This is a genomic window from Pseudomonas sp. R9.37, from assembly GCF_963878885.1.
Classification (GTDB): Bacteria; Pseudomonadota; Gammaproteobacteria; order Pseudomonadales; family Pseudomonadaceae; genus Aquipseudomonas.
In genome coordinates this window covers 538163-563943 of sequence record NZ_CAWNZA010000022.1, presented here as the reverse complement: position 1 = coordinate 563943, position 25781 = coordinate 538163, and the positions used below count along the sequence as shown (strand labels likewise).

The window sequence follows — 25781 nt, the reverse complement described above, 5'->3', positions numbered from 1 at the left end:
CAGGAGTCTTTATGAGCCGAACCATCCCAGAACCGGATCTCACCTACCTGCAGAAGGTGCTGCTGGAAATGCTCGCCATTCCCAGCCCTACCGGCTTCACCGACACCATCGTGCGCTACGTCGCCGAGCGCCTGGAAGAGCTGGGGATCCCCTTTGAGATGACCCGGCGCGGCACGATTCGCGCCACCCTCAAGGGCCAGAAAAACAGCCCCGACCGTGCCGTCTCGGCCCACTTGGACACCATCGGCGCCGCCGTGCGTGCGATCAAGGACAACGGCCGCCTGACCCTGGCGCCCGTCGGTTGCTGGTCCAGCCGTTTTGCCGAAGGCAGTCGCGTCAGCCTGTTCACCGACAACGGCGTGATCCGTGGCAGTGTGCTGCCGCTGATGGCCTCCGGGCATGCCTTCAACACCGCCGTGGATGAAATGCCGGTGAGTTGGGACCATGTCGAACTGCGCCTGGACGCCTACTGTGCCACCCGCGCCGACTGCGATTCGCTGGGCATCAGTATTGGTGACTACGTGGCGTTTGACCCGCTGCCCGAGTTCACCGACAGCGGCCACATCAGCGCGCGCCATCTGGACGATAAAGCCGGCGTGGCTGCACTGCTCGCCGCGCTCAAGGCGATCATCGACAGCGGCGAACCGTTGCTGATCGACTGTCACCCGCTGTTTACCATCACCGAAGAGACCGGCAGCGGCGCCGCCGCGGCATTGCCTTGGGACGTGAGTGAATTTGTCGGCATCGACATCGCTCCGGTCGCGCCCGGTCAGCATTCGAGCGAACACGCAGTGAGTGTGGCGATGCAGGATTCCGGCGGGCCGTACGACTATCACCTGTCCCGGCATTTGTTGCGCCTGGCCTCGGACAACGACCTGCCCGTGCGTCGCGACCTGTTCCGCTATTACTTCAGCGATGCGCATTCGGCGGTCACCGCCGGGCACGACATTCGCACCGCGCTGCTGGCGTTCGGTTGCGATGCAACCCACGGCTACGAGCGCACGCACATCGACAGCCTGGCGGCATTGAGTCGCCTGCTGAGCGCGTACATCCTCAGCCCGCCGGTCTTCGCCAGCGATGCGCAACCGGCGCAGGGTTCGCTGGACCGCTTCAGTCATCAGATCGAGCACGAAACGCAGATGGAGAGCGATACGCGAGTGCCCTCGGTGGACAGTCTGGTAGGTCAGAAGTCCTGAGGCTGGCACCTGATACTGGCAAGACGGGTCCCGGCGCAGTAGCATCGCCGGGATTCTACCTCTGAGGCTTTTATGCTGATTCCCTACGACGCACTTGAAGTCGACACCCTGACCCGGCTCATCGAAGACTTCGTCACCCGCGATGGCACTGACAATGGCGATGAAACGCCCTTGGAGACCCGCGTGCTGCGCGTGCGCCAGGCGCTGACCAAAGGGCAGGCGCTGATTGTGTTCGACCCTGAAAGCGAGCAATGCCAGTTGATGCTCAAGCACGACGTGCCCAAGCATCTGTTCGATTGAGGAAGCTCTAGGGGTTGGTTTCAGGTTGCGTGGCTTGGCGCTCGAGGATTTTCTGATACACCTCGGCGCGGTGCACATTGACCCCTACCGGTGCCTGGATGCCGAATTTCACCTGGGTTCCGTTCAGCTCGAGGATATGCAAGGCGATGTCATCGCCGATGGAAATGATTTCGCCTACGGCGCGGCTTAAGACCAGCATGGCGGTTGTCCTTTTGGAGTGACAGGACCTTGACCATGCGCGCTCGGAGGGGGTGCGACAATGGCTTGCCACTAAATCAGGCGAGACCTACGCGGGCTGGTAATTTGCCTGACAGACATCAGCTGCATCGGTCTGGTCGGGTACCTATCCGTTACCGGGTTGACGCCGGGTGAAGCGCCATCCAGCGGCGCCGCTACCGGCATAACGCCTAGGTACACGCCCAACACTTCAAGCCTTGACCGCCTGAGCCTTGGCCCGCATCTTGTCTGCCATGCTGGTCATCTCGTCATACAGCACCTGCGGATTTTTCTGCTTCAACGCCCAGGCCATGCGCCCCTGCTCGTGGGGCAAAATCATGAATTCGCCCTGTGCCACACGCTGGTAGATATAGTCGGCAATGTCAGCCGCCGAAATGGGCGAACTCTCCAGCAGCTTGCCCACCTGCGCCTTCATCGCCGGGGTCGGCCCGCGAAACGAATCCAGCAAGTTGGTTTGGAAAAACGACGGGCACACCACGTGCACGCCAATTTCCTGATGCTTGAGCTCGACCAGCAAGCTCTCCGACAACGCCACCACTCCCGCCTTGGCCACGTTGTAATTACTCATGGCCGGCCCCTGCATCAATGCCGCCATCGAGGCAATATTGATGATGCGGCCCCTGCTCTTCTCCAACAACGGCAGGAACGCCTTGCAGCCCTTGACCACGCCCATCAGGTTAATCGCGATCTGCCAGTCCCAATCTTCCAGCGACAATTCGGCAAAGAAGCCTCCCGACGCTACGCCGGCGTTGTTGACGATCACATCGATACCGCCCAATTTCACCTCGCACGCCTGTGCAAAAGCGGTGAGCTGGCTGTAATCACGCACATCGCAGCGCTGCACAAACCCATCGCCACCCGCCTCGCGCACCAGTTTGAGCGTTTCCTGCAGGCCCGGCTCGCTGACATCCGACAAGGCCAACTGCCAACCCTCACGGGCCCAGCGCAGCGCGATTTCGCGGCCCAGGCCGGACCCGGCGCCGGTGATCATCATGCGATTTTGCATAGGAAATAAGCCTTGTGGTTCACGTAGGAAGTGATCGGCAGTGTAGCGAAGGTTTTTCCGACACCCACGCACCATCCAATTGATGAATACCTCGGGAAAACCTGAGGCCCGGTGCGAGGATGGCTTATAGCGTAAGTTCAATAATTTTCAACTAAGCGCACGTAATTGCGAACGCATTAAAAGAAATAAGCAACTTTGCAAAATGCTTTAAAAAAGCAGGGAATTTTCTTCGAAGTGACAGAGTCGGAGTTATTAAGGCGTCCGTACTTAAACCCACGGGCCTGTCGTTAATAACCGGTCTTTTCAGAAGGCCCTATAAGGAAAAAAACCATGAGCCTCATTCTGATCATTATCTTGATCCTGCTGTTGGTCGGCGGCCTGCCGGTGTTCCCGCACTCGCGTAACTGGGGCTATGGCCCGTCGGGTATCCTGGGCGTCGTACTGGTAGTGCTGGTGGTACTGTTGTTGCTCGGTCGGATATAAATTCCGCACAAAAAAAGAGGCCTCATTGAGGCCTCTTTTTTTATGCCCGGTTAATTAATCCGGCTTGCCGTCAATCACGCCGGCAGTGTTATCCAACAGGCTCTTGGTGGCCGTCTGCAGGAACGACTCGAGTTTCTGCTTTAGCGCTGCCTCGTCCGGTGACTCGGGAATCACTTTACCGGTCGGGTTCGCGCCCAGTTCATATTCCCACAGCTTGGGTGGCATCTCCTTGGGCAGTACCAGAATGCGGTCCGCGGTAACCAGCGCCACCGTCTGATCGCTACCCGAAGGCTTGATCACGCCAAAGCCCTTGTCGCCTTCTGGCAGATTCAGCAGGTCACGGCCCCAGCACTGGTGCAGGGTGTCGCCACCGAGGCGGCCCATGATGGTCGGCACGATGTCGATCTGAGTGCCCACGGTGTGGTCACGCTCGCCGAACTTCTCCTGCATGCCCGGTGCAATCATCAGCATCGGCACGTTGAAGCGGCCCAGGTCCATTTCGGTGATCTGCTGCTCGTTGCCAAAACCATGGTCGCCCACAATCACGAACAGGGTTTCCTTGAAGTACGGCTCTTTACGGGCCTTTTCAAAGAACTGGCCCAAGGCCCAGTCGGAGTAACGCATGGCCGTCAAATGCTCGTTGAGGCTGCCACGGTCGGTGACTTTCTCGACCGGCAATGGCGTCGGCAACGCGTACGGCGTGTGGTTGGACAGGGTTTGCAGCAGTGCGTAGAACGGCTTGCCGCCTTCGCGGGCTTTCAACTCTTCCAGGCCACGGTTGAACATGTCCTGGTCGGACACGCCCCACGTCGGGTCGGAGAACACCGGGTTGACGAAGTCATTACGCCCGATGAAGTTGGTCATGCCCTGGTTGCTGAAGAAGCCCGACTGGTTGTCCCAGGCGAAATCGCCGTTGTAGACATACACGTCGTCAAACTTGCGCGCGCTGAGCAACTGCGGCAGGCCCGACAGCTTGTGGCTGCCTTCCGGGGTCTGCATCAGGTATTCGAAGCCTGGCAGGTTCGGGAAGCACGCCATGGTGGCGAACATGCCCTGGTGGGTGTGTGTGCCGTTGGAGAAGAAACGGTCGAACAGCAAGCCTTCCTTGGACAACTTGTCGAAGTACGGCGTGATGTTGCCCGGGCGGCCCAGAGCGCCCACCGAGTGACCGGCGAAGCTTTCCATCAGGATGACCACAACGTTCTTGATCGGCAGGGTCTTCTCGGCCGGTGGCGTGTAGTCACGGCGCACGGCGGCGGTGTCGGTATCCACCAGTTTCTCTTGCGGCAGCACCAGCATGTCACGCACGGTCTGGGTGGCCAGCGGCTGGTCCAGGGTGGCCTTCCAGATATTGGAGCGTTCCTCGGAGAAGCGCGCCTTGGCTGCAGCGATCAGCGACAGCGTGCCGTTGAGGCCCAACTGGTTGGCGAAGTTCGATTCGGTGGTGTAGACATCACCCCAACGCAGCGGCGGGCCTTGGCGCAAGGTGCCGCGGATGGCGACCACGGCTATCAACAGGCAGACCACAAACACGGCGATGCGGCTGTACCACGGCGCCACTTGGCGGGTACCGATGCTGCCGCCGCTGAACGGGCCGCGGGGGCGCGTTGCACGGTCGGCACCTTTGAAGGCCATGCTCAGGATCAGCGTGCCCACGGCCCAGGCCAGCAGGTAACGCACAACCGGGAAACCGTACCAGAGCATGCTCATCACGGTTTTCGGGTCTTCCTTTACATACTGGAAGACCAGGCCGTTGAGGCGCTGGTGGAATTCGCGGTAGAAGTCCATTTCCATCAGGCCCAGGAACAGGGCAATGCTGGACGCGACGGTCAACCACAAACGGAAGAACCCGCGTGCCGCCATCGCCCGTACGCTGAACAAGGCCAGCAGCAGCGGGACCAGCACGTACATCACCAGGCGTATGTCAAAACGCAGCCCGTTGGCGAACGCTTCCAGGAACGTCGAGGCCGGCGTGTCGAGGATCATCTCGCGGTTGTAGACCAGCAGCGCCAGGCGCAGCAGGGAGAACATCACCATCATGACCAATGCGCAGAGCAGCGTGTACGCCAGATGGGATTTGACGGTCGGTTGCAGCAGGCGATTTGAAGCTCGCTGCTGACTCAGGGCGTCCGGGTTTGCCATGTCGTTTCAGGACCCATTGGAAGTTTAAGTTGCGAAAAAATGCAGTGGCGTCCGTCCCTCGCCCAGGCTGGCTGGGGTAGGCGGTTAACGCGGTGGCGCAAATGGTGCCCGATCAATGGCATCAACGCTATTAATTACTGAACGTGCGCCGCGCTTGTACCTTTAACGGCACTCGAGATAGAGCCTTGGCAGCGTGATAAAGCCGGCGAATTGTCTTGGAAAAGATGTGAAAATTTCGTGCAGCGAATACTTTCGACACACAAAACGCTAAATACCCTGGAAACGAATGTGGGAGCGGGCTTGCCCGCGATAGCGATGTGTCAGCCCGCACAACTGTGGCTGATAAACCGTTAGCGCGGGCAAGCCCGCTCCCACATTTAGCGTGCCCACTCAGGATCAGAGCGGGCCCAGGCGTCGTCAGATCCGCACGTTACCGCGTGGCCCGGCGATTGCCCAGATGATCAGGCCCAAGACAGGCAGCAACAGGATCAGCAAAATCCACAGCACTTTGGCACCGGTGCTGGCGCCGCTTTTGAACACGTTGATGATCGCCCAGATATCCAGCGCCAGGATGATCAGGCCAATCAAGCCATTAAAGGTGGAACCCATGGTGTCGCTCCTAAGTGAGGGCATGCACTTGTAGGATAGTCAGCCCTGGCAGGGGTTCCGTTTTATTTCAGACGTGGACGGCAACGCGCAGGGCTTCCAGTGACGGCTCGGCCTTGATGCCGACTTCAGCGCACAGTTCCAGCACGCGCGGCAGGTCGTTGCCGTAGACCAGCACCGCCTGAATCTCGTCATCCAGCAACTGACTGAAGTTGAGCAGCACATAGCCACCGTCTTGCGGGCTCAGCGCGCTCATCTGGATCTGGATGCGGTTCAGCGCCGTCAGGTCTTCAGTCTTGGCCAACTGCTTGGGCTTGAGCGTGAACGCCACGCCCGGGCCGAACGACGCGACGATCTGTGCAAACAGGTCGCCGTAGGTGTCGGCTTGAAACAACACCGTGTCCGGCAGGCTACCGACCACGACCCACTCACCCAGAGGAATCGGGAAAGTGTCGTCGTAGTTGATATCCGGGTTGGCCGCCAGAAAAGCAGCCGGGTCCGCGTAGGCCTGGGCCGCTTCCTCGGCGATGCGTGCCACTTCGTCCTCGCCCATGACGCCGGCGCTGATTTTGCTGATGAGTTCGACGAGGGCGGTGTGCATGGGAAAGTCCTGTGGCGAGCTGGTTTTTGAGGGCGCGTAGCCTACACCAGTTTTTGCAACTGCGCCGCCGTATCCGCCGCGCCCATGGTGTGCGCCGCCGCCAGTGCGGTCGCACCCTGGGCATCGGTGGCTTTGGGGTTGGCACCCTGGCCGAGCAGGTAGTCGAGCATTTCGACACGGTTGAACATCGCGGCCATCATCAACGCCGTGCGGCCGTCCGAGGAGGCGCCGTCCACCGGCGCGCCGCCGTCGATCAGCGCCTTGACCACGGGCAGGTTGCCCTTGAACGCCGCACCGGCCATCGGCAGCTGGTTCTTGTCGTTGGCGATCAGCGGGTCAGCCTTGAATTCCAGCAGCACTTTTACTGCGTCGGCGTGACCGTGATAGGCCGCGAGCATGAGCAAGGTGTCGCCATTGTGATTGCGCAGGTTAGGCGACAAGCCTTTGGCCAGCAGTGCGGCGAGCATGGCGGCATCGCCTTTGCGGGCCACGTCGAAGACCTGCTCGGCAAATTCAGCGGCTTCGTCTTCGGTCATTTGTTTAGGCTGGTCTGACATGTGGGGCTCCTTGTCTGGTTGCTTTATAGGCGCCCAGTGTCGCGATGGAGTTCCCCACTGTCATGGCTTTTTTGCCGAAAGCGGTCATAGGCAGAATCAATAGCGCTGCTTTTAATAGCGAAAATGTCCGCCCTGGATCTGCGCCAACAAGTGGCCGGTGACCGGCACGTAGCAATCCGACCCCGGCAGCCAGGCATACACCGGGTCATTGCCGGCCTTGCCCGGGTCGAAGGCCTCCTCCTTGAGGCGCACTTTCTGATACTTGAAGGTGCCGGTGGTTTCCATCTTCACCTTGATCCGCAGGAACAACGGCACCGCGTAATGCGGCAACTGGCCGTGGGCGAATTGCAGCAATTCACGCATGTCCAGCGAGGCCAGGGATTCACTTGGGGTGATGGCGACCATGCCAGCGCGGCCGTTGGTGTTTTCGATCTCGACACCGTAGGCCACCACTTCGGCAATCTGCGGATGTTGCAGCAGCACGTTCTCCACTTCGGTGGTCGACACGTTTTCGCCCTTCCAGCGATAGGTATCGCCCAGGCGATCGACAAATTGCGCATGGCCGAAGCCAATGCTGCGCAACAAGTCGCCGGTATTGAAATAGCGGTCGCCCTTTTCGAACACGTCGGTCAGCACCACTTTGCGGTTCTTTTCCGGGTCGGTGTAGCCGTCGAACGGTGACTTTTCATCGATCCTGGCCAGTAACAACCCCTGCCCGCCTGTTTGCACCTTGCGCATGAAACCGTCGCTGCCGCGCACCGGTTCACCGCTGTCGTTGTTGTAGTCCACCAGTGCCCAATGCTGCAGGCAAAAGCCGATGGTGTTGTCGAAATTCAGTACGTTGGTGAACCCGATGTTGCCGTCACTGGCGGCATACAGTTCGCAGATATGCTCAACGCCATAACGTTGCTTGAACTGCGCCCACACGCCGGGACGCAGGCCATTACCGACCATCTTGGTCACGCGGTTATCGAGATCCTGAGCGCTGGCGGGCTGATCGAGCAGGTAGCGGCACAACTCGCCGACATAGCCCAGGGTGGTTGCGTTGAATTTGCGCGCATCGTCCCAGAACTGGCTGGCGCTGAATTTACGCCGGATGGCAAAGCCCGAAGCCCCGACAATCGCCGAGCCCCAGCACACGCACAGGCCGGTGGCGTGGTACAGCGGCAACGTGCAATAGAGGACGTCATCCGGGCCCATGTCCAGCGCAATGCTGCCGAAGCTGACGGCGGTTTTGGTCCAGCGCCCGTGCTTCATGATGCCGGCCTTGGGCAAGCCGGTGGTGCCGGAGGTGTAGATATAGAAGCAGGGGTCGTTGAAGAACACTTGTCCGGTACTGGCGGGGTTGTCCACCGAGCCGTCGGCACTGGCGGCCATCAGGTCGGTATAGCCTTCAGGAGGCGTGCTTGACTGCTGATCGGCGACAAACCAGGTCCTGTGCGCCGCGATTGTCACGTGCTCACGCACGCTCGTGTAGGCCGCTACCAACTCTGCGCCCACCACGATTGCCACCGGACTCACCAGATTCAGGCTGTGCACCAGCGCCGCCTGGGTTTGCGACGTATTGAGCATTGCACAGATACCACCCAGCTTGGCCACGGCCAGCACGCTCAACAGCAGTTCAGGGCGGTTTTCGATGAACAACGCGACCACATCCCCCTTGCCGATACCCTGCTGGTGCAGGTGATGGGCGATGCGGTTGGCACGCTGGTTGGCTTGGGCGTAGCTGAGCACACTGTCGCCATATAACAGCGCCGCGCCATCTGGGTTACGAGAGGTGGCCTGTTCGAATTGCCACCCCAGGCCGCAGGGCTGGCTGGGATCGGTGACGTTCGCGGCGCGCATGCCGCGCACCACGCGTGGCAGGGCCCGAACTATCGCCGGCACCTTACGCAGTAGCTTGCCCCAAGTGATCATGTCGTCGTGCGGATGGCTCATGGCGGAACGTCCTTTTTCTTATTCTTCGTATGATCCAGACACCGCATCGGCCCTGTAGGACGAGGACGGATGCCTTGCAGGAAAATACGCCTGCCATTCTTCAGCTGTACATGTGGGATTTGAAAAGTTTTGTATCCCATGCCGCCCAGCATCAAAAAGGGAATTGCGCGGCGCCGACGCGGTCATTAACTGTAACGAGGGAGCGAAATGCCCGGCCTCGATAGCGCAAAATGCAGGATGCACGATGGCCTTTCATGCAAATTGCACGAAAGTGAAAAATCTGAAAAATTTTAAGTGCCTGATTTATAACGATTTTTTAGACAACTCAATACTGGCACAATCACTGCACCTATCACTCCATGCTTGCCAACTTGAGCCAACGGAGCTGATAGACATGAGCCTGATCCAAGATAAATTCGCTTCTGTATTCTCCCAATACGACGTCACCACTCAGCCACGCCCAGACGGCGGGATCCTGTTGACCCTGCGCAACAGCGAAGGCAAACAGGTCAAGCGTTCGATTTCGTACCAACAACTGCACACCGCTGACCAGCTGACCTGGGTCATCAGCGCCATTCGCCGTGACCTGGCCGAACAAGCCAGCGAACTGCCACAGATCTCGATGCTGCAAAGCCAGAATCGCTTTGCCCTGCCGACCTACCATTCGGCCTGAGTAATCTGAGCAAAAAAGGCCGCGACGCCGTTGAGCGTCGCGGCCTTTTTTTGTGCCTTCAACAAAGCCCCTGTCGGGCTGCTGCATTCATCGCCTGTACGCGGTTGGTGACTTGCAGCTTGAGGTAGATGTTGCGCAGATGGAATTTAACCGTGGCTTGGGAGGTGGCGCGAATCTGGCTGATTTCCCAGACGGTCTTGCCTTCCGAGGCCCAGCGCAGGATTTCCAGCTCTGTCGGCGTCAGGGGTTTGCCGCACAGGCTCAGGCGTTTTCCAACGGCGCTCGGCACGGCAAGCGCGCGACACGGCTGCTCTGGGCCACTCATCAATCTCTCTCCTGTATCAGTGGATGCCATACCACCTTTCGGATTCCTGCGATTGACAGGTGATATAAACATTGAGTCGGCAGAGAGTTACATAACGAATGGATTGAAAGCATAAGGCGCCGCATAAACAGCTACGTCTTACATTTAATTGAGTTCCTTCCCACAACAACTTCCAACCTGCCGGGATTGAACCTTTAACTATTCGCGCTTAATCGTCCAAGCCTGGAAAACCAGCGGCACTGTCCTGGTCAGTGAACTGAGGCACACAGCCTTCGGCTGTATGGAATAAACGTAGCGCCACACAGTGCGGATTCTCGCCCACGTCGAGCCAATGCGGCATTCCGGCCGGAACCACCAGCACGTCATTTTTCTCACAACGCACGGCGTAGACATATTCGCCCACGAGCAGGCAGAACAAGCCTTGGCCCGCGATGAAGAAATGCGCGTTGTCGGCGCTGTAGCGACGCGCCTTGAGGCCTTCAGCGCGCAACTCGGCGCGCTGCGGATGGTCGCCCGTTACGTTCAATACCTGAGCAGAGCCGTAGCCGAGGGCATCGATCTGCGACTGGTACGCGGCGATCATCTCTGCGTCACTGGCGCCTTTTTCAATCGGGCTGGGCTGCCAGCGGTCAAAACTCACGCCGTGCTCAACCAGGGTCGAGACGATATCGTCGAAATGGGTCAACACCTTGTTCGGGGTATCGGGTGTGGCGAGCGGATAAACAGCGACATAACTCATTGCACGGTTCCTTTATTCGGCTCTTGCAATCGAAAGCCAATGATGAGGGCGGCGGCCAGGGCCGCGACACTGGCGATGCTGAAGGTCAGGGTCGGCCCCAACAGATTCCAGCTATAACCGGCATACAGCGCGCCCAATGCGCCGCCAGTGCCGGCCAGTGCGGCATACAGCGCCTGGCCCTGGCCTTGCTGGCGGGCGCCGAAGCTGCGTTGCACAAAGGCAATCGCCGCCGCATGAAAGCTGCCAAAGGTGGCCGCGTGCATCACCTGCGCCAGCAGCAGCACCCAGAAAAATTCGGCGAATGAGCCCAGCAGCAACCAGCGCACGGCAGCCAACAGGAAACTTGCCAGCAGCACCCGTCGCACCGAAAAGCGCGTGAGGATGCGGCTCATGGCCAGAAACATCAGCACTTCTGCGACCACGCCCAGGGCCCAGAGCATACCGATCACGCCACGGCTGTAGCCCAGATGTTCGAGGTGCAGGGTGAGGAAGGTGTAATACGGGCCGTGGCTCATTTGCATCAGCGCCACGCAGGCATAAAACGCCAGTACCCCAGGGCTGCGCAGTTGCTTGAGAAAACCGTCACCGGCCAGGCGATTGTCGTGGGTCGCGGGTTGCGCATTGGGTACCCACAGGCTGGCACCGATGATGCCGGCCATGATCACCACGACCACCACCGGGTAAATGTCCAGGCTCAGCCAGTCGAACAGGCGGCCCATGATCACCACGGTGAGGATGAAACCAATCGAGCCCCACAGGCGGATCTGGCTGTAGCGCGAGGTTTGCTTTTGCAGGTGGGCCAGGGTGATCACTTCAAACTGCGGCAACACGGCGTGCCAGAAGAACGCATGCAGGGCCATCACCAGCGCGAGCCAGGCGTAGGTCTTGCTGAAGAAAATCAGTGAAAAGCTGGCCAGCGTGCACACCGCGCCAAACCGGACGATGGCCAGGCGCCGCCCGGTGTAATCGCCGAGCCAGCCCCACAGGTTGGGCGCCACGCAGCGCATCAGCATGGGGATAGCCACCAACTCACCAATGCGTGCGCTGGAGAACCCAAGATGATCGAAGTACAGCGCCAGGAACGGCGCCGTCGCCCCGAGCAGGGCGAAGTAGAACAGGTAGAAGCTGGACAGGCGCCAGTACGGGAGGGTCGGGCTCACCATGGACGGGGCCGCTTCGCGGCCCTGCCTGAGCACGCCCGCCCGCCACAGGCTGTCACAGCTGGCCCAGCACCGGCGTATTCACGCGCACCTCGGCATTTTGCCCGCGGTTGCGCAGCAGGTGGTCCATCAACACGATGGCCATCATGGCTTCGGCAATCGGCGTGGCACGGATGCCGACACACGGGTCATGACGGCCCTTGGTGATCACATCCACCGGGTTGCCGTGTACATCAATCGAGCGGCCTGGCGTGGTGATGCTCGACGTGGCCTTGAGGGCCAGGTGCGCAACGATCGGTTGGCCCGAGGAAATACCGCCCAGGATGCCGCCCGCGTTGTTGCTGAGGAAACCCTGCGGGGTCAGTTCATCGCGGTGCTCGGTGCCACGCTGGGACACACAGGCGAAACCGGCGCCGATTTCCACGCCCTTCACCGCGTTGATGCTCATCAGCGCATGGGCCAGCTCGGCGTCGAGGCGGTCGAAGATCGGCTCGCCCAAGCCAGGTTTGACGCCTTCGGCAACCACGGTAATCTTCGCGCCGACGGAGTCCTGGTCGCGGCGCAACTGGTCCATGTAGGCTTCCAGTTCCGGCACTTTGTCCGGGTCGGGGCTGAAGAAAGCGTTGTCGTCGACGCTGTCCCAGGTCTTGAACGGGATCTCGATCGGACCCAGCTGGCTCATGTAGCCGCGGATCACGATGCCCTGGGTGGCCAGGTATTTCTTGGCGATGGCACCGGCGGCCACACGCATCGCGGTTTCGCGCGCCGAGCTGCGGCCACCGCCACGGTAGTCGCGTTCGCCGTATTTGTGATGGTAGGTGTAGTCGGCGTGGGCCGGGCGGAACAAGTCCTTGATCGCCGAGTAGTCCTTGGACTTCTGGTCGGTATTGCGAATCAGCAGGCCGATGGCGCAACCGGTGGTGCGGCCTTCGAACACGCCGGAGAGGATTTCGACTTCGTCGGGCTCCTGGCGCTGGGTGGTGTGGCGGCTGGTGCCGGGCTTGCGGCGGTCTAGGTCGCGCTGCAGGTCTTCCACAGACAGCTCGAGGCCTGGCGGGCAGCCGTCGACAATGGCGACCAACGCCGGGCCATGGCTTTCGCCCGCGGTGGTGACAGTGAACAGCTTGCCGAAGGTATTGCCGGACATGCAGGGCGCTCCGTGAAATCAGTTGAATCAAGTCAACCGTAATAACTTAAGGCGGCCAGTATACGCAGGCTAACCGACTAGTTCATCCTCGAAACCTTACCGGTAGACGTTGGTCCAACCGGCACCTTCCTGATGATGGCGCGATGATGCTGCGAGTTCTGCTTTTAACCCTCACCCTGTTTTCCAGCCTGGGCTTCGCCGCCTCCCCTGTCGTGCTGCAACGGCCGATCAGCCTGGACACCGGCAACGGCGAGCTGTTTGGCTCGCTTTTACTGCCCCAATCCGACAAGCCGGTGCCAGTGGTGTTGATCATTGCCGGCTCCGGGCCTACCGACCGTAACGGCAACAGCGCCGACGGTGCACGCAACGACAGCCTCAAGCGGCTGGCCTGGGTGCTTGCCCGACACAACATTGCCAGCGTGCGCTACGACAAGCGCGGCGTGGCCGCCAGCCTGGCGGCCACGCCGGATGAACGCAACCTGACCCTGGACGCCTACGTATCCGATGCCGTGGCCTGGGGCAAGCTGCTCAAGGCCGACAGCCGCATGGGCCCGCTGATCGTCCTGGGCCACAGCGAAGGCGCGCTGGTTGCCGCGCTCGCCGCACCGCAACTGAATCCGGCCGGCGTCATTTCTTTGTCTGGCAGTGCGCGACCGGTGGATCAGGTGATCCGCCAGCAGTTGGCCGACCACCTGCCCCCTGCCCTGTTGCTGCGCAGCAACGAGATCCTCGACCACCTCAAGGCCGGCCAAGTGGATGCCGATGTGCCGGGCCCGCTGGAAGGTATTTTCCGACCCAGCGTGCAGCCTTATCTGATCAGCCTGTTTCGCGCCGACCCGTCAGCCGCGTTCGCCAAGCTGAACATGCCGGCCCTGATCATCCAGGGCACCAACGATATTCAGGTCGGCGTCGCAGATGCACGGCAACTGAAAAACGCCAAGCCCGACGCGCACTTGACCGTGATCGAAGGCATGAACCACGTCATGCGCATCGTGCCCAAGGACGTGAAAGAGCAACTGGCCTCCTACAACGACCCGAAACTGCCGCTTGCCGCCGAGCTGGGTGAGCGCATCGTGCGCTTTATCGACGGACTTCAACCCCGTTAAGCGACTATTTACCTCCAGTCCTGAGAAAAACGGCCGATAAGCCCAGGGTCGACAGTAAAAAGACTGTCGACCCGCAGGGCTTGGACAGGATCGCGCCGCATGACAACCACAGAAGCTACACCAGAACCTATTGCCGACACCCCGGCTGAAAAAACCGAGGCCGTCGAAGCAGCGGCCCTGCCGTGGGCGGACGTGCAGGCCGAACATTTCAAGATGCTGCGCCTCGCGCCCCTGGCCACCGACCGTGCCACCGGTGCGCGGCCGTTGCGGTTCGTGCAGTTCGGCTATGCCGAACGCAATGACAAACACCACAGCCTGTTGCGCATGGTCATCCAGTTGCCGGGCCAGCGGGTGCGCCGCGAGCAGAACCACTTGGATATCTGGGTCGATCACGATAAGCACCGCGTGCACTTCGGCCCGGGCAACAGCCTGGAAATCGAACCGGCCAACCGGGGAATCGGTCGCTTCCTCGTCGCTCAAGGCGCGGCGTGGGCGAAAAAGAAGTGGTCACACTACCGCGTCGACGGCGTGGACCTGGCCAATAAAGACGCGCTGAACGAAGCCACGCGCTTGCGTCGCGATCACTTCCTGCGCAGCCAGGGTTTTGATGTGGCCTACGCCGATGTGCAACACCTCAAAGGCAACGTGCAGCCGGGCAAAGTCAGCGCAGTGCTGGACAGCTGGAACACCGAGAAGGTGCAGTTCGTGGAAATCCTCGAAGCCGCGCAGATGCTGCAACAGGCCGAGCAGAACCTGGCCGAGCAGGAAGTGAAACTGCGCAAGGAAGAGGAAAAGGTCACCAAGTTCAAGCGTGAGGACAGCGGGCTGCGCTTTACCATCACCTGTTTGGTGGCGTTTACGGTGTTTCAGGCAGGGTTGTTGATCTGGATTGCCACGCACCGCTAGCCCGTTGGAACGCAATGAAAATGTGGAAGCGGGCTTGCTCGCGAAAGCGGTGTATCAGTCACTGATAAGTTGACTGTCATACCGCATTCGCGGGCAAGCCCGCTCCCACATTCAGGGTCAGTTTCTACAGGTGGGTCGGTTTACACCCGAGCAGCAAATACCGCTTGATGCGCGCGGCACTGCTCGGCCGTCAACATGAACACACCGTGCCCACCGCGCTGGAACTCCAGCCAGGCAAAGTCGACTTCCGGGTACAACGCCTCAACGTGCACCTGGCTGTTGCCAACCTCGACAATCAACAAGCCTTTCTCGGTGAGGTGGTCCGCAGCCTCAGCCAACATCCGTCGCACCAGGTTCAAGCCATCATCGCCGCAGGCCAGGCCCAACTCCGGCTCGTGCTGGTATTCGTCGGGCATATCGGCGAAGTCTTCGGCATCCACGTACGGCGGGTTGGACACGATCAGATCAAACCGCTGACCCGGCAAGCCGTCGAAGCCGTCACCTTGCACGGTGTAGACGCGCTCGTCGACGCCATGGCGCTCGATGTTCTGGTTGGCCACCTCCAGCGCCTCGAAGGACAGGTCGCCCAGCACCACTTCGGCGTCCTGGAACTCGTAGGCGCACGCGATGCCAATGCAACCGGAGCCGGTGCACAGGTCGAGGATGCGCGCCGGTGGCTGAGCCAGCCAGGGTTCGAAGCGGTTTTCGATCAGTTCGCCAATCGGTGAACGCGGGATCAGCACACGCTCGTCGACAATGAACGACATGCCGCAGAACCAGGCTTCCTTCAACAGGTAAGCGGTGGGCACACGCTCATGGATACGGCGGTGCAGCAAGCGCTGCACGTGGGAAATTTCCTCTTCTTCCAGGTTGCAGTCCAGGTAGCTGTCGGCAATTTCCCAAGGCAGGTGCAAGGCGCCGAGCACCAATTGCCGGGCTTCGTCCCAGGCATTGTCGGTACCATGGCCGAAAAACAGGTCTTCCCCATGGAAACGGCTGACAGCCCAACGGATATGGTCGCGCAATGTGCGCAGGCGGGATGTGATCACGGGGGCAAGCTCCTGGAAAAAACGACTGGCGATTCTAACAGCCTTCGCCTGTACCGACGATGTACGAAACCCCTTCGCCATCCGTCGGATTTCATCCAATTTGCCATCGCAGGCTTAAACAAGCCGCCCACTTGACATGGCTGCACGTCAACAACGGCGTACCTTACGATGGTAGCGATTCACAGAACCGCTCAGCCAGTGGACAATGTCGCAAAAGCCCCCCTCACAGGAGCCCCAGAATGTCCGTTCCAAAGACGATGTTTCAACTCAGCGGTCGCGGTTACGCAGCAGCCAACCTGAACCATGCGACCCTCGTGATCATCGACGCCCAAAAGGAATACCTCAGCGGTCCACTCGCCCTCTCGGGCATGGACGCGGCGGTCGAAAACATCAAGCAGTTGGTTGCCGCCGCGCGCAATGCCGGGCGTCCGATCGTGCATGTACGCCACCTTGGCACCGTCGGCGGCCTGTTCGACCCGCAGGGCGAGCGCGGCGAATTCATTCCCGGCCTGGAACCGCTCGGTGACGAAACCATCATCGGCAAACTGCTGCCGAGCGCGTTTCACGGCACAGGACTGGAAAAACACCTGCAGGACCTCGGTTCCCTGGACCTCATCGTCTGCGGTTTCATGAGCCACTCCAGCGTCAGCACGACCGTGCGCGCCGCCAAGAACCTGGGCTTTCGCTGCACCCTGGTGGAAGACGCCTGCGCCACGCGCGACCTGCCTTACAAAGGCGGCATCCTGAGCGCTGAACATGTGCAACAGACCGAAATGGCCATCATGGCCGATAACTTCGCGACCCTCGCGTTGACCAAAGATCTGATCTGATCGACCTTCTGATGAGCGGCGCGGCGTGTTTATTGCCCCGCTCATCCGCAAAACCTTTTCATTTTCTGCAATTGCCTCTGGTACAGGAACAACCTGTGTATCTTCCGGTCGAAGGGCCGATACCCTGGAGGAAAGGTCGGAATGAAGATATCCGATGGTTTTGACGCTCGTCGCTTGCGCCCCAAGGGCCCGAGCAACTGGCGTCTGCGCCTGGTAGCGGGCTTTGCCGCGCTGCTGGCCATTGTAGGTTTGCTGCTGGCAGGTGCCGGCGGCGCCGGTTTTTTTGGTCATTCGCCAGCACTCGGCGAACTGAATGCCAGCCCGGGCGGCTCGGCAATTTTGTTGGTGATCGGCCTGTTGGTACTCTGGCTGGGCGTCTGGTTATGGCGTCGCAGCCGTCGGCGGATGCGTCAGCCGCTGTCGCTGAACATCGCCTCACACCTGATGAAAAAGCACGACTGATGGCGCTTGGATAGCGTTTCCTGCGCCCCGGCCGCCGCGATTTAGGTAAACTGCCCGCCCTTCGCGGAGGCTGACATGCAAGACGACGATTTTTCCCTGTTCAAAAACGAGCTGCGCGGCGTCAAGCCGATCAAGCATGACCGTGCCGACACTGGCAAACCCAAGACCGACCGGGCGCAGATCGCCAAGCTGCGCCAGGCTGCGACCGTGCGCACCGATGCCACCACCGTGGATGGCCTGTCGGACCAGTTCGTAATCGACGTAGGCCCCGAAGACGAGTTGATGTGGGCCCGCGACGGCGTGCAGGAAAGCCAGATGCGCAAGCTCAAGGCCGGCCAGATCCCGTTCGAGGGCAGCCTTGACCTGCACGGCATGAACGTCGAAAAAGCCCGCGAAACCCTCTGGGCCTTCCTGGCCGAAGCGACCAAATTCGAAATCCGCTGCGTGCGCGTCACCCATGGCAAGGCCGTGCGGTTGGATGGCAAGCGGCCGATGATCAAGAGCCACGTCAACACCTGGCTGCGCCAGCATTCCCAAGTGCTCGGCTTTACCTCCTGCCAGGCCCGCCACGGCGGCGCGGGCGCGGTGTATGTGATGCTCAAGCGCACCATGATGGAGGGGCGCGACGAGTAACAAGTGCCATCGTCAGGCTTGCAGCGATGTGTCCGCCACCGTAACCTTGCGCTTTGCGAAAATCCCACAGGTAGTTTCATGTCCCTGGAACAGAATTACACCGCGATCCTCGGCCAACTCGGCGAGGACGTTTCCCGCGAGGGCCTGCTCGACACGCCAAAGCGTGCCGCCAAGGCGATGCAGTACCTTTGCCGCGGCTATGAACAGACACTCGAAGAAGTCACCAACGGTGCCTTGTTCAGCTCCGACAACAGCGAAATGGTGCTGGTCAAGGACATCGAGCTGTACTCGCTGTGCGAACACCACCTGCTGCCGTTTATCGGTAAAGCGCATGTTGCGTATATCCCGAGCGGCAAAGTGCTGGGCCTGTCGAAAGTAGCGCGGATTGTCGACATGTATGCGCGCCGCCTGCAAATCCAGGAGAACCTCAGCCGTCAGATCGCCGATGCCGTGATGCAAGTCACCGGCGCGCTGGGCGTGGCCGTAGTGATCGAAGCCAAGCACATGTGCATGATGATGCGCGGTGTAGAGAAACAGAATTCCTCGATGATCACCTCGGTGATGCTGGGTGAGTTCCGCGAAAACGCGGCCACGCGCAGCGAGTTTCTCAGCCTGATCAAGTAACAGGCTGCGTAGGAAAAAGCCGGCGTTCATCGCCGGTTTTTTTTCGCCTGCAAATTTCAGGTAAGCTGCGGCCCCTTCTTCATGGGCAAGAGGTTTTCAGCCATGTTCGTCAAAGCACTTCGAGTGGGCCTCGGCCACGTCATCATCGCGGGCGACTTCATTACCCGCCCACGCAAAAAGCAGCGCCCCGCCGAACAACAGGCGCAGGTGAACGCTGCAGCCAAGGACCTGACCCTGTATCAGTTCCACGCCTGCCCGTTCTGCGTGAAGACCCGTCGTACATTGCACCGTCTGAATGTGCCGGTGGCGTTGAAGGATGCGAAGAACAATGCGCAAGATCGCCAGACCCTGCTGGAGGAAGGCGGCAAGATCAAAGTGCCGTGCCTGCGCATTGAAGAAAATGGCCAGACCACTTGGATGTATGACTCCAAAGTGATCATTGACTACCTCGACAAGCGGTTCGCCGCGGTCTGATAAACACCGCGGTCAATGTGGGAGCTGGCTTGCCTGCGATAGCATCCCCTCGGTGTAACTGATAAATCGAGGTGTCTGCATCGCAGGCAAGCCAGCTCCCACATTAGTTCGGCATCGCCAATTCGATAGCCAACAAGGCCGAGCCCAGGCACTTGCCGTGGGCATCCAGCGCCAGCGAGCGGGTAACGCCGCCGCGCAAGATCCCCGGCAACACAAAGTTCAGCGCCTGCACATTCGGCAGTTCATAACGCCGCACCGGCGCCGCGCCGGGTTCGCGCAAACCGGCAAAAAACTCGGCGACGCGCTCCGCCGTGAGCTGCTCGCACAGCAGCGGATAATCCTCAGCGCGATAGGCAATGATCGAGATGTTCGAGGTGTCGCCCTTATCGCCGGTGCGGGAATGGGCCAGGGTGTGCAGTTTCATGCTTCGATCCTCGGGTTGACCGCGCTTCGCGCCAGCAATAACGACGCCACCGCTACCACTTGCCGCACGCTTTTGCTCGCGCCGCCGCCGCCCGACGGGCCGTTGGTGTAAAGGGTTTCCACTTCATTGCCGACCCGCACCGCGTCGCTGCGTGCTTCACAGCGCGCGGCCACGCGCAGGCGCACTTCCCAGGGTTCGACGTTGCTGCGTGGGCCGTGCAGTGAATCCATGCCGATCAACTCGGCGCGCACCTCCTGCATGTTGACGCCCATCAACTCCAGCCGCTTGAGCACGATATCCCGCGCCAACTGCGCCCGTGCGACAGCTCCCGGACCGCCGTAGGACATCTGCCCCTCGCCGATCCAACCGTCCAAATAGCCGACGCTGACCTTCAATTGCTCAGGCCGCGCACGGCCATCGGCGCCCAGGGCGCGCACGCGGTCGAGGCCTTCCTCGACAAAACTCACGTGAGAAAAGTCGGCAGTGACGTCCGGCGTCAGGTAGGCCGCCGGGTCATGCACTTCATAGATCAGTTGCTCAGTACAGGTAGCGCGGCTGACCCGCCCGCCAGAACCCGCCACTTTGGTGATCACCGCTTCGCCGTCGGCGTTGATCTCGGCCAACGGGAAGCCCAGGCGCGCCAGGTCATCCACGTCCTTGAAACCTGGGTCGGCAAAATAACCGCCGCTGACCTGACCCGCGCATTCGAGCAAATGCCCCACCAGCGTACCGCGGCCCAGGCGTTGCCAATCGTGCGCGGCCCAGTCGAACTCGAACATCTGCGGCGCCAGAAACAGCGAGGGGTCGGCCACGCGTCCGGTGATCACCACATCGGCATCGGCGTGCAGCGCCTCCAGTATGGCGTCGACGCCCAAGTAGGCATTCGCCGAAATCAGCCGCTCGCCCAACGAGCCGAGGGTCTGGCCGTTGTCCAGCATTAGCTCGGGCTGCAAAACCTGCAGCACGTCATCGCCCACCGCAGCCACGACGTTGAGGTGCAGGCCCAATTCATCGGCAATCCGCCGCACTTCGATGGCCGCTGACACCGGGTTGGCAGCGCCCATGTTGGTGATCACCCGCAGCCGACGCTGGCCATCACGCCGGCCCACAAACGGCAGCACGCGGCGCATGCGTTCACTCAGCAACGGGTCATAACCGCCCTGTGGATCGCTGATACGCACCTGCTGCGCGAGCGCGATGGTGCGCTCGGCCAGGCATTCGAAGACCAGATAATCCAGGTCGCCCCGGCTGGCCAACTCCACGGCAGGTTCGATACGGTCGCCGGAATAGCCGGCGCCGGAACCGATGCGCAAGGTTTTCATCTCAAATCACTCCCAGGAGCAACGCGGTCAGGGTCATCAACACCGACGCGGCAAACAGAAAAGGAATGGTGAAGCGCTGGTGGTCGGCCAGTTCGACCTTGCACAGGCCTACCAACAAAAACGTCGCGGGGGTCAGCGGGCTGACTGGAAAGCCGGTGGTGTGCACGCCCAGCAATGAGGCCTGGGCCACTTGCAACGGGTCGACGCCCAGGGCCTTGCCGACTTCGGCGATCACCGGCATCACGCCGAAATAGTAGGAATCGGGGTCGAACAGCAGGCTCAGCGGCATGGAAATGAAGCCCACCACCGCCGGGATCAACTTGCCGTGGCCGGCTGGAATTTGCGCCACCGCCACTTCGGCCATGGCCTTGAGCATGCCGGTGCCTTGCATGATGCCGGTGAACACCCCGGCGGCAAGCAGAATGCTGGCCATGGTCAGGGCGGTCTTGGCATGCGCATCGATGCGTGCGCGCTGGGCGTCCACATTCGGGTAGTTGATGCACAGTGCCACCACGGTGCCGAGCATGAACATCACCACCGGGTCGACCCAGCCGGCAATCATCACCACCATCACCAGCACGGTGAGCATCAGGTTGACCCAGAACAGGCGTGGGCGACGCAACAGGCTGTCAGCGTCGCTGAGCACGCGTTGCGGCACCGCATCGACCGTGGAACCGGCACCCAGGCCCAGGCGTTTTTCTTCGCGGCGGCCCAGCCACCAGGCACAGGCGAACACAAACATCAGCCCGACGATCTGCACCGGGATCAGCGGCTGGAACAGGTCGGCCACCGGCACGTGCAAGGCGGCCGACGAGCGCAGCACGGGGCCGGTCCAGGGCAGGAAGTTGACCCCGGCAGCCATCGCGCACACGCAGGCGAGGATGCGTTTATCGATGCCCAGCCGTGTATACAACGGGAGCATCGCCGGCACGGTCACCAGAAACGTCACCGCCCCCGAGCCGTCCAGGTGCACCAGCAGCGCCAGCGTCGCGGTGCCGACGACAATGCGCGTAGGGCGCGTCCCGACTGTGCGCAGGATACGGTCGATGATGGGATCGAGCATGCCGGCGTCGGTCATGATCCCGAAAAACAGGATCGCGAACACAAACATGCCCACCACGGGGGCGACGTTCTTGATACCGGTAATGATGAAGGCGCTGGTTTGCAGGCCGAACCCGCCGAGCAAGGCGGCAATGATCGGCAAGGCGATCAGCGCCACCAGTGGCGAGAGGCGTTTGCTCATGACGGCGGCGAGCAGGCACAGGATGGTAATGACACCCAGGGTAGCGAGCATGGGTTACTCCAGAGCGGCCTTGATGGCCGGTTATTGTTTTCCCCGGAGTATTGGAAGCGGGTTAGTCTTTGTAAATTGGAATATTCAGCTGCTCACGTTCGGAAAAACAAAATGAAGCTGCTCCCATGAAAAACAGCATCCAGCATATTCAGGCATTCCTGGCCGTGGCGCGCACCGGCAGCTTCACCAAGGCCGCCAATGAACTGCATCTGTCTGCGTCAGCACTGACCGTACAAGTTCAGCAGTTGGAGGAGTGGCTCGGCGTCGCCCTGCTCGACCGCAGCCCGCGCCACGTGAGCATCACCGCCGCCGGCCAGGAAGCGCGCGGGCCCATGGAAAAACTGCTGCTGGACCTGGACAACATCGTCACCGGCTCGCGCGACCTCGCCGCGTTGCGCCGTGGTGTAGTGACTATCGCCGCCCTGCCCTCGGTATGCGCCGGTGCCCTGCCCCCGGCCTTGCGCCAGTTTCGCGAGCACTTCGCCGGCATCGAGGTCCGCCTGCATGACCTGGTGGCTCACCGTATTCATGCCGAAGTTCGCGCCGGCGAGGTGGATTTCGGTATCGGTGTGCGCGCACGGTTGAGCCATGGCCTGGCGTTCGAGCCGGTGTTGAATGATCGGCTGTGTGCGTTTGTACCGCTGGATCATCCCCTCGCCCGCCATCCTCAACTGACCCTGGAGCAATTGGCGGATCAACCGATCATTCTTACTGGACGCGACAGCAGTGTGCGTGAGCAGGTGGATGCGTTGTTCGACGAGACGCGCCTGAGCATGAACGCCGGCATGGAAGCCAACTATATGTCCACAGTGCTGGCGCTGGTGCGCCAAGGGCTGGGCATCAGTGTGTTGCCGGAGTCGGCGGCGGACAGCCTGGAGGGGTTAAAGCGCATCACCATCGATCATCCCGGGGTGAACCGGGAGATCGGCTTGATCAGGCGCAGCGGCATGGGCTTGAGCCCGGCGGCGCAGCGCTGTTTTGACTTGCTGAAGGATCAACTGTCTGCCACAAGGGACAGCTAAAGGCGGGAGCGGGCTTGTTCGCGAAAACGGTGGATCAGTCCAATCATCAGTGACTGCCCTCCCTTCGCGAGCAAGCCCGCTCCCACCTGTGGGCCTGCGTTCAGTCCAGCATCGCCACATGTTTTGGATGGCTGGCCACACGCTTGAGCCACGCCTGCACCGCCGGGTATGGCGTCAGGTCAAAACCCCCTTCGTGGGCCACGTGGGTGTAGGCATACAGCGCGATATCGGCAATCGAATATCGCTCGCCCACCAGGTAGGGCGTGGCTTGCAACTGACGCTCCATCACCCTCAAGGCCTTGTAGCCGCCCTTATGGGTAGTTTTGTATTCCTCCAGTCGATCTTCCGGCATGTTCAGGTAGAACTGGATAAACCGCGCCACCGCGATATACGGCTCATGGCTGTATTGCTCGAAAAACTGCCATTGCAGCACTTGGGTACGCAGGCGCGGCTCAGCCGGCAGAAACTCGCTGCCGTCCGCCAGGAAGTTGAGGATCGCGTTGGATTCCCACAGGCAGGTGCCATCTTCCAGTTCCAGCACCGGGATCTTGCCATTGGGGTTCTTGGCCAGGAATTCAGCGGTCTGGGTGTCGCCCTTGAGAATATCGACATCAATCCATTGGTACTCGATGCCCAACAGATTGAGCATCAACTTGACCTTGTAGCAGTTGCCCGACTTGTAATCGCCATAAACCTTGTACATGGGGCTCCCCTTATGCCGCTTGCGCGTGCTGTGCTTGACGGACCACCGCGGCCAGGCGCTTGAGACCTTCGTCCAGACGGGCCGGGTCGATATGGCTGAAATTGAGGCGCAACGAGCCGAAGTGTTGATCGGGCTCGGAAAAGAACGGTTCACCAGGCATGAACGCGACGTCCTGATCCAATGCTTGCGCCAACAAGGTGCGGGTGTCGAGCGGTTGTTTCAAGGTCAGCCAGAAGAATAATCCGCCCTGAGGCGTCTGCCAGTCAGCCAGATCGCCAAAATGACGCTCCAGCGCGGCCTGGAATGCATCGCGGCGCTCGCGGTAAAAGCGGCGCAGTTCAGCCAGGTGCTGCTGGTACTTCTGGGTGCCGATCCACTGCATGGCCTGCCACTGGCCGACGCGGTTGGTGTGCAGGTCGGCCGATTGCTTGAGCTTGAGCAGATGCGGGAACAGATCCGGGCTGGCGATCAGGTAGCCGACGCGCAGGCCCGGCAGCAGGGTCTTGGAGACAGTGCCGGTGTAGATCCAACTGGCTTTTTTCAAGCGCCCGGCGATGGGCTGCGCACTGGCGCCGTCAAAGGTCAGTTCGCGGTAGGGTTCGTCTTCGATCAGGGTGACGCCGAACTCATCGAGCATCGCGGCGACGGCAGCGCGCTTGGCCTCGCTGTAGCGTACGGCCGAAGGGTTCTGGAACGTCGGAATCAAATAGATGAACGCCGGGCGATGGCGTTCAAGGAGGGTGCGCAAGGTGCAAAGGTGGGGACCGTCGGCCTCCAGTTGCACGGTCAGGCAATCGGCGCCGAACAGTTGGAAGATCTGCAACGCCGCCAGGTAAGTCGGGCCTTCCAGCAGAACCTTGGTGCCTTTGTCGATATACAGTTTGGCGGCCAGGTCCAGGGTTTGCTGGGAACCGCTGACCACCAGCACCTGGCTCGCCTGGCACGGTACGCCCAACGCGCGGGCCTGGGCGGCGAGCAGTTCGCGCAACTGCGGCTCGCCTTCGCTCATGCCATATTGGCCGATGGTGAGCGGCATGCTGTCCCAATTCAGTGCGGGCAGCATGGCTTCGGCCGGCAGGCCACCGGCGAACGACATCACTTCCGGGCGCTGGGCCGCGGCAAGGATTTCACGGATCAAGGAGCTTTTGAGGCGCGTAACACGTTCAGAGAAGGCCATAAGGTCACCGGTGGCAAAGCGCATGAAAAATACGTCAAACTGCTTGACCGAAATTACGACGACTTGAGTAGATACGTCAATATGCTTGACCTTAAAACCCAGAACAGCCAGCAACAAGCCATGGAAGCGTTCTTTTTCGGCTACCAGGCTTTTACCGCCAAGGCCGACGAGATGCTCGAGCGCCGAGGCTTGAGCCGTGTGCACCAGCGCATCGTGTTTTTTATCGCGCGCTACCCTGCCTTGAGCGTGAAGCAACTGCTGGAGTTGCTCGGCGTGAGCAAGCAGGCGTTGAACATGCCGTTGCGACAGCTGCAGGAAATGCACTTGGTAAACAGCGTGGCCTCCGAGGCTGACAAGCGTAAACGCCTGTTGGAATTGAGCGAGGAAGGCCAGCGCTTCGAGCAGTCCTTGCGCCGTGAACAGGTGAAATTGTTGCAGCGCGCCTTCAGCGAAGCCGGCGAAGACGCTGTGGCGGGATGGCTGGCGGTGAATCAGGCGCTGAGTGCCGCGAATTAGCCTTTCATCTTGTTTCGCACACACAACCGAAAACATTATTTGCTTTATTTGTATACAAAAGCATAATTCGCTTCGTGCGAGTTCCTGACCTGTTGGTCAACAAAACCCGCCAGTACCTCAAAGCGCTGT

General features: G+C 60.6%; 30 protein-coding genes. 13 read left to right on the top strand and 17 right to left on the bottom strand.

What is annotated here, in order from left to right; all coding sequences use genetic code 11:
* Positions 1 to 11: 11 nt before the first annotated feature.
* Positions 12 to 1196, top strand: a complete 1185-nt coding sequence (locus AACU78_RS14795; protein ID WP_106576546.1) for an osmoprotectant NAGGN system M42 family peptidase — start codon at positions 12 to 14, stop codon at positions 1194 to 1196.
* Between the two features lie 72 nt (positions 1197 to 1268).
* Positions 1269 to 1496, top strand: a complete 228-nt coding sequence (locus AACU78_RS14790; RefSeq protein WP_064453367.1) for a YheU family protein — start codon at positions 1269 to 1271, stop codon at positions 1494 to 1496.
* A 7-nt stretch (positions 1497 to 1503) separates the two neighbouring features.
* On the opposite strand, the gene csrA is transcribed toward AACU78_RS14790, so the two are convergent.
* Complete coding sequence (gene csrA / locus AACU78_RS14785) at positions 1504 to 1695, bottom strand: carbon storage regulator CsrA (protein ID WP_106576545.1); 192 nt, start codon at positions 1693 to 1695, stop codon at positions 1504 to 1506.
* Positions 1696 to 1923: 228 nt separating this feature from the next.
* Positions 1924 to 2739, bottom strand: coding sequence for an SDR family oxidoreductase (locus AACU78_RS14780; RefSeq protein ID WP_106576544.1), 816 nt, complete (start codon positions 2737 to 2739; stop codon positions 1924 to 1926).
* 330 nt (positions 2740 to 3069) lie between these two features.
* Between AACU78_RS14780 and AACU78_RS14775 the strand changes: the two genes are divergently transcribed.
* Positions 3070 to 3222 carry a DUF3309 family protein gene (locus AACU78_RS14775; RefSeq protein WP_003236711.1) on the top strand — a complete coding sequence of 51 codons (153 nt, stop codon included), beginning with the start codon at positions 3070 to 3072 and terminating at the stop codon, positions 3220 to 3222.
* Positions 3223 to 3276: 54 nt separating this feature from the next.
* Here the strand turns inward: AACU78_RS14775 and AACU78_RS14770 are convergent, their stop codons facing one another.
* The 5 genes from AACU78_RS14770 to AACU78_RS14750 form a co-directional block, all read right to left on the bottom strand.
* On the bottom strand, positions 3277 to 5364 hold the full coding sequence (locus AACU78_RS14770) for an LTA synthase family protein (protein ID WP_106576543.1): 2088 nt from the start codon (positions 5362 to 5364) through the stop codon (positions 3277 to 3279).
* Positions 5365 to 5781: 417 nt separating this feature from the next.
* Complete coding sequence (locus tag AACU78_RS14765; protein ID WP_003172956.1) at positions 5782 to 5973, bottom strand: PLDc N-terminal domain-containing protein; 192 nt, start codon at positions 5971 to 5973, stop codon at positions 5782 to 5784.
* A gap of 67 nt (positions 5974 to 6040) precedes the next feature.
* Positions 6041 to 6571 carry a hypothetical protein gene (locus AACU78_RS14760; RefSeq protein WP_106576542.1) on the bottom strand — a complete coding sequence of 177 codons (531 nt, stop codon included), beginning with the start codon at positions 6569 to 6571 and terminating at the stop codon, positions 6041 to 6043.
* Between the two features lie 41 nt (positions 6572 to 6612).
* Positions 6613 to 7128 (bottom strand): ankyrin repeat domain-containing protein, encoded by a 516-nt coding sequence (locus tag AACU78_RS14755; protein WP_106576541.1) that lies wholly within the window; start codon positions 7126 to 7128, stop codon positions 6613 to 6615.
* 111 nt (positions 7129 to 7239) lie between these two features.
* Positions 7240 to 9066, bottom strand: a complete 1827-nt coding sequence (locus AACU78_RS14750) for a long-chain-acyl-CoA synthetase (protein WP_106576540.1) — start codon at positions 9064 to 9066, stop codon at positions 7240 to 7242.
* Positions 9067 to 9460: 394 nt separating this feature from the next.
* Here AACU78_RS14750 and AACU78_RS14745 point away from each other — a divergent pair, with 394 nt between their 5' ends.
* Positions 9461 to 9739 (top strand): DUF3509 domain-containing protein, encoded by a 279-nt coding sequence (locus AACU78_RS14745; protein WP_016970113.1) that lies wholly within the window; start codon positions 9461 to 9463, stop codon positions 9737 to 9739.
* A 58-nt stretch (positions 9740 to 9797) separates the two neighbouring features.
* Here AACU78_RS14745 and AACU78_RS14740 read toward each other — a convergent pair whose 3' ends face one another.
* From AACU78_RS14740 to aroC, 4 genes are all read right to left on the bottom strand, one after another.
* A complete protein-coding gene (locus AACU78_RS14740) occupies positions 9798 to 10064 on the bottom strand; it encodes a response regulator transcription factor (protein WP_106576539.1) in 267 nt (88 codons plus the stop codon).
* Between the two features lie 208 nt (positions 10065 to 10272).
* Positions 10273 to 10803, bottom strand: a complete 531-nt coding sequence (locus AACU78_RS14735; protein WP_106576538.1) for an acireductone dioxygenase — start codon at positions 10801 to 10803, stop codon at positions 10273 to 10275.
* A complete protein-coding gene (locus AACU78_RS14730) occupies positions 10800 to 11966 on the bottom strand; it encodes an MFS transporter (RefSeq protein ID WP_106576537.1) in 1167 nt (388 codons plus the stop codon). Before AACU78_RS14730 ends, AACU78_RS14735 begins: the two co-directional genes overlap by 4 nt.
* Before the next feature lie 52 nt (positions 11967 to 12018).
* Positions 12019 to 13110: a chorismate synthase gene (gene aroC, locus AACU78_RS14725; protein WP_106576536.1), complete on the bottom strand. Its 1092-nt coding sequence runs from the start codon at positions 13108 to 13110 to the stop codon at positions 12019 to 12021.
* Between the two features lie 143 nt (positions 13111 to 13253).
* Between aroC and AACU78_RS14720 the strand changes: the two genes are divergently transcribed.
* Complete coding sequence (locus AACU78_RS14720) at positions 13254 to 14216, top strand: alpha/beta hydrolase (RefSeq protein WP_106576535.1); 963 nt, start codon at positions 13254 to 13256, stop codon at positions 14214 to 14216.
* Positions 14217 to 14315: 99 nt separating this feature from the next.
* Positions 14316 to 15122, top strand: coding sequence for a hypothetical protein (locus AACU78_RS14715; protein ID WP_106576534.1), 807 nt, complete (start codon positions 14316 to 14318; stop codon positions 15120 to 15122).
* Between the two features lie 140 nt (positions 15123 to 15262).
* Here the strand turns inward: AACU78_RS14715 and prmB are convergent, their stop codons facing one another.
* The gene (prmB, locus tag AACU78_RS14710) at positions 15263 to 16171 is read right to left on the bottom strand and encodes a 50S ribosomal protein L3 N(5)-glutamine methyltransferase (RefSeq protein WP_106576533.1); all 909 of its coding nucleotides are present in this window, start codon (positions 16169 to 16171) and stop codon (positions 15263 to 15265) included.
* Between the two features lie 239 nt (positions 16172 to 16410).
* Here prmB and AACU78_RS14705 point away from each other — a divergent pair, with 239 nt between their 5' ends.
* The 5 genes from AACU78_RS14705 (at position 16411) to AACU78_RS14685 (ending at position 19194) form a co-directional block, all read left to right on the top strand.
* Positions 16411 to 17001 carry a cysteine hydrolase family protein gene (locus AACU78_RS14705; RefSeq protein WP_106576532.1) on the top strand — a complete coding sequence of 197 codons (591 nt, stop codon included), beginning with the start codon at positions 16411 to 16413 and terminating at the stop codon, positions 16999 to 17001.
* Between the two features lie 141 nt (positions 17002 to 17142).
* The gene (locus tag AACU78_RS14700) at positions 17143 to 17463 is read left to right on the top strand and encodes a hypothetical protein (RefSeq protein WP_106576531.1); all 321 of its coding nucleotides are present in this window, start codon (positions 17143 to 17145) and stop codon (positions 17461 to 17463) included.
* 75 nt (positions 17464 to 17538) lie between these two features.
* A complete protein-coding gene (locus AACU78_RS14695) occupies positions 17539 to 18096 on the top strand; it encodes a Smr/MutS family protein (protein WP_106576530.1) in 558 nt (185 codons plus the stop codon).
* A gap of 78 nt (positions 18097 to 18174) precedes the next feature.
* Positions 18175 to 18720 carry a GTP cyclohydrolase I FolE gene (folE, locus tag AACU78_RS14690; protein ID WP_003442011.1) on the top strand — a complete coding sequence of 182 codons (546 nt, stop codon included), beginning with the start codon at positions 18175 to 18177 and terminating at the stop codon, positions 18718 to 18720.
* Between the two features lie 102 nt (positions 18721 to 18822).
* Positions 18823 to 19194 carry a glutathione S-transferase N-terminal domain-containing protein gene (locus tag AACU78_RS14685; protein WP_106576529.1) on the top strand — a complete coding sequence of 124 codons (372 nt, stop codon included), beginning with the start codon at positions 18823 to 18825 and terminating at the stop codon, positions 19192 to 19194.
* A gap of 103 nt (positions 19195 to 19297) precedes the next feature.
* Here the strand turns inward: AACU78_RS14685 and AACU78_RS14680 are convergent, their stop codons facing one another.
* From AACU78_RS14680 to AACU78_RS14670, 3 genes are read right to left on the bottom strand one after another with little or no spacing between them, the layout of a single operon-like run.
* Positions 19298 to 19618, bottom strand: coding sequence for an AtuA-related protein (locus AACU78_RS14680; RefSeq protein ID WP_106576528.1), 321 nt, complete (start codon positions 19616 to 19618; stop codon positions 19298 to 19300).
* On the bottom strand, positions 19615 to 20940 hold the full coding sequence (locus AACU78_RS14675; protein ID WP_106576527.1) for an acyclic terpene utilization AtuA family protein: 1326 nt from the start codon (positions 20938 to 20940) through the stop codon (positions 19615 to 19617). Before AACU78_RS14675 ends, AACU78_RS14680 begins: the two co-directional genes overlap by 4 nt.
* Position 20941: 1 nt before the next feature.
* Positions 20942 to 22234 (bottom strand): CitMHS family transporter, encoded by a 1293-nt coding sequence (locus tag AACU78_RS14670; protein WP_106576526.1) that lies wholly within the window; start codon positions 22232 to 22234, stop codon positions 20942 to 20944.
* Positions 22235 to 22359: 125 nt separating this feature from the next.
* Between AACU78_RS14670 and AACU78_RS14665 the strand changes: the two genes are divergently transcribed.
* Positions 22360 to 23256, top strand: coding sequence for a LysR family transcriptional regulator (locus tag AACU78_RS14665; RefSeq protein WP_106576525.1), 897 nt, complete (start codon positions 22360 to 22362; stop codon positions 23254 to 23256).
* Positions 23257 to 23356: 100 nt separating this feature from the next.
* Here AACU78_RS14665 and AACU78_RS14660 read toward each other — a convergent pair whose 3' ends face one another.
* Both AACU78_RS14660 and AACU78_RS14655 read right to left on the bottom strand, forming a co-directional pair.
* The gene (locus AACU78_RS14660) at positions 23357 to 23959 is read right to left on the bottom strand and encodes a glutathione S-transferase family protein (protein WP_106576524.1); all 603 of its coding nucleotides are present in this window, start codon (positions 23957 to 23959) and stop codon (positions 23357 to 23359) included.
* 10 nt (positions 23960 to 23969) lie between these two features.
* Complete coding sequence (locus AACU78_RS14655) at positions 23970 to 25136, bottom strand: aminotransferase-like domain-containing protein (protein WP_106576715.1); 1167 nt, start codon at positions 25134 to 25136, stop codon at positions 23970 to 23972.
* Between the two features lie 81 nt (positions 25137 to 25217).
* Here AACU78_RS14655 and AACU78_RS14650 point away from each other — a divergent pair, with 81 nt between their 5' ends.
* The gene (locus AACU78_RS14650; protein ID WP_106576523.1) at positions 25218 to 25652 is read left to right on the top strand and encodes a MarR family winged helix-turn-helix transcriptional regulator; all 435 of its coding nucleotides are present in this window, start codon (positions 25218 to 25220) and stop codon (positions 25650 to 25652) included.
* Positions 25653 to 25781: the final 129 nt, after the last annotated feature.

Excerpts from the sequence above, each read along its gene's own strand:
- AACU78_RS14795 (WP_106576546.1), top strand. The coding sequence starts at position 12 with ATGAGCCGAACCATCCCAGAACCGGATCTCACCTACCTGCAGAAGGTG.
- AACU78_RS14790 (WP_064453367.1), top strand. The coding sequence starts at position 1,269 with ATGCTGATTCCCTACGACGCACTTGAAGTCGACACCCTGACCCGGCTC.
- csrA (WP_106576545.1), bottom strand. The coding sequence starts at position 1,695 with ATGCTGGTCTTAAGCCGCGCCGTAGGCGAAATCATTTCCATCGGCGAT.
- AACU78_RS14780 (WP_106576544.1), bottom strand. The coding sequence starts at position 2,739 with ATGCAAAATCGCATGATGATCACCGGCGCCGGGTCCGGCCTGGGCCGC.
- AACU78_RS14775 (WP_003236711.1), top strand. The coding sequence starts at position 3,070 with ATGAGCCTCATTCTGATCATTATCTTGATCCTGCTGTTGGTCGGCGGC.
- AACU78_RS14770 (WP_106576543.1), bottom strand. The coding sequence starts at position 5,364 with ATGGCAAACCCGGACGCCCTGAGTCAGCAGCGAGCTTCAAATCGCCTG.
- AACU78_RS14765 (WP_003172956.1), bottom strand. The coding sequence starts at position 5,973 with ATGGGTTCCACCTTTAATGGCTTGATTGGCCTGATCATCCTGGCGCTG.
- AACU78_RS14760 (WP_106576542.1), bottom strand. The coding sequence starts at position 6,571 with ATGCACACCGCCCTCGTCGAACTCATCAGCAAAATCAGCGCCGGCGTC.
- AACU78_RS14755 (WP_106576541.1), bottom strand. The coding sequence starts at position 7,128 with ATGTCAGACCAGCCTAAACAAATGACCGAAGACGAAGCCGCTGAATTT.
- AACU78_RS14750 (WP_106576540.1), bottom strand. The coding sequence starts at position 9,066 with ATGAGCCATCCGCACGACGACATGATCACTTGGGGCAAGCTACTGCGT.
- AACU78_RS14745 (WP_016970113.1), top strand. The coding sequence starts at position 9,461 with ATGAGCCTGATCCAAGATAAATTCGCTTCTGTATTCTCCCAATACGAC.
- AACU78_RS14740 (WP_106576539.1), bottom strand. The coding sequence starts at position 10,064 with ATGAGTGGCCCAGAGCAGCCGTGTCGCGCGCTTGCCGTGCCGAGCGCC.
- AACU78_RS14735 (WP_106576538.1), bottom strand. The coding sequence starts at position 10,803 with ATGAGTTATGTCGCTGTTTATCCGCTCGCCACACCCGATACCCCGAAC.
- AACU78_RS14730 (WP_106576537.1), bottom strand. The coding sequence starts at position 11,966 with ATGGTGAGCCCGACCCTCCCGTACTGGCGCCTGTCCAGCTTCTACCTG.
- aroC (WP_106576536.1), bottom strand. The coding sequence starts at position 13,110 with ATGTCCGGCAATACCTTCGGCAAGCTGTTCACTGTCACCACCGCGGGC.
- AACU78_RS14720 (WP_106576535.1), top strand. The coding sequence starts at position 13,254 with ATGATGCTGCGAGTTCTGCTTTTAACCCTCACCCTGTTTTCCAGCCTG.
- AACU78_RS14715 (WP_106576534.1), top strand. The coding sequence starts at position 14,316 with ATGACAACCACAGAAGCTACACCAGAACCTATTGCCGACACCCCGGCT.
- AACU78_RS14705 (WP_106576532.1), top strand. The coding sequence starts at position 16,411 with ATGTCCGTTCCAAAGACGATGTTTCAACTCAGCGGTCGCGGTTACGCA.
- AACU78_RS14700 (WP_106576531.1), top strand. The coding sequence starts at position 17,143 with ATGAAGATATCCGATGGTTTTGACGCTCGTCGCTTGCGCCCCAAGGGC.
- AACU78_RS14695 (WP_106576530.1), top strand. The coding sequence starts at position 17,539 with ATGCAAGACGACGATTTTTCCCTGTTCAAAAACGAGCTGCGCGGCGTC.
- folE (WP_003442011.1), top strand. The coding sequence starts at position 18,175 with ATGTCCCTGGAACAGAATTACACCGCGATCCTCGGCCAACTCGGCGAG.
- AACU78_RS14685 (WP_106576529.1), top strand. The coding sequence starts at position 18,823 with ATGTTCGTCAAAGCACTTCGAGTGGGCCTCGGCCACGTCATCATCGCG.
- AACU78_RS14680 (WP_106576528.1), bottom strand. The coding sequence starts at position 19,618 with ATGAAACTGCACACCCTGGCCCATTCCCGCACCGGCGATAAGGGCGAC.
- AACU78_RS14675 (WP_106576527.1), bottom strand. The coding sequence starts at position 20,940 with ATGAAAACCTTGCGCATCGGTTCCGGCGCCGGCTATTCCGGCGACCGT.
- AACU78_RS14670 (WP_106576526.1), bottom strand. The coding sequence starts at position 22,234 with ATGCTCGCTACCCTGGGTGTCATTACCATCCTGTGCCTGCTCGCCGCC.
- AACU78_RS14665 (WP_106576525.1), top strand. The coding sequence starts at position 22,360 with ATGAAAAACAGCATCCAGCATATTCAGGCATTCCTGGCCGTGGCGCGC.
- AACU78_RS14660 (WP_106576524.1), bottom strand. The coding sequence starts at position 23,959 with ATGTACAAGGTTTATGGCGATTACAAGTCGGGCAACTGCTACAAGGTC.
- AACU78_RS14655 (WP_106576715.1), bottom strand. The coding sequence starts at position 25,136 with ATGGCCTTCTCTGAACGTGTTACGCGCCTCAAAAGCTCCTTGATCCGT.
- AACU78_RS14650 (WP_106576523.1), top strand. The coding sequence starts at position 25,218 with ATGCTTGACCTTAAAACCCAGAACAGCCAGCAACAAGCCATGGAAGCG.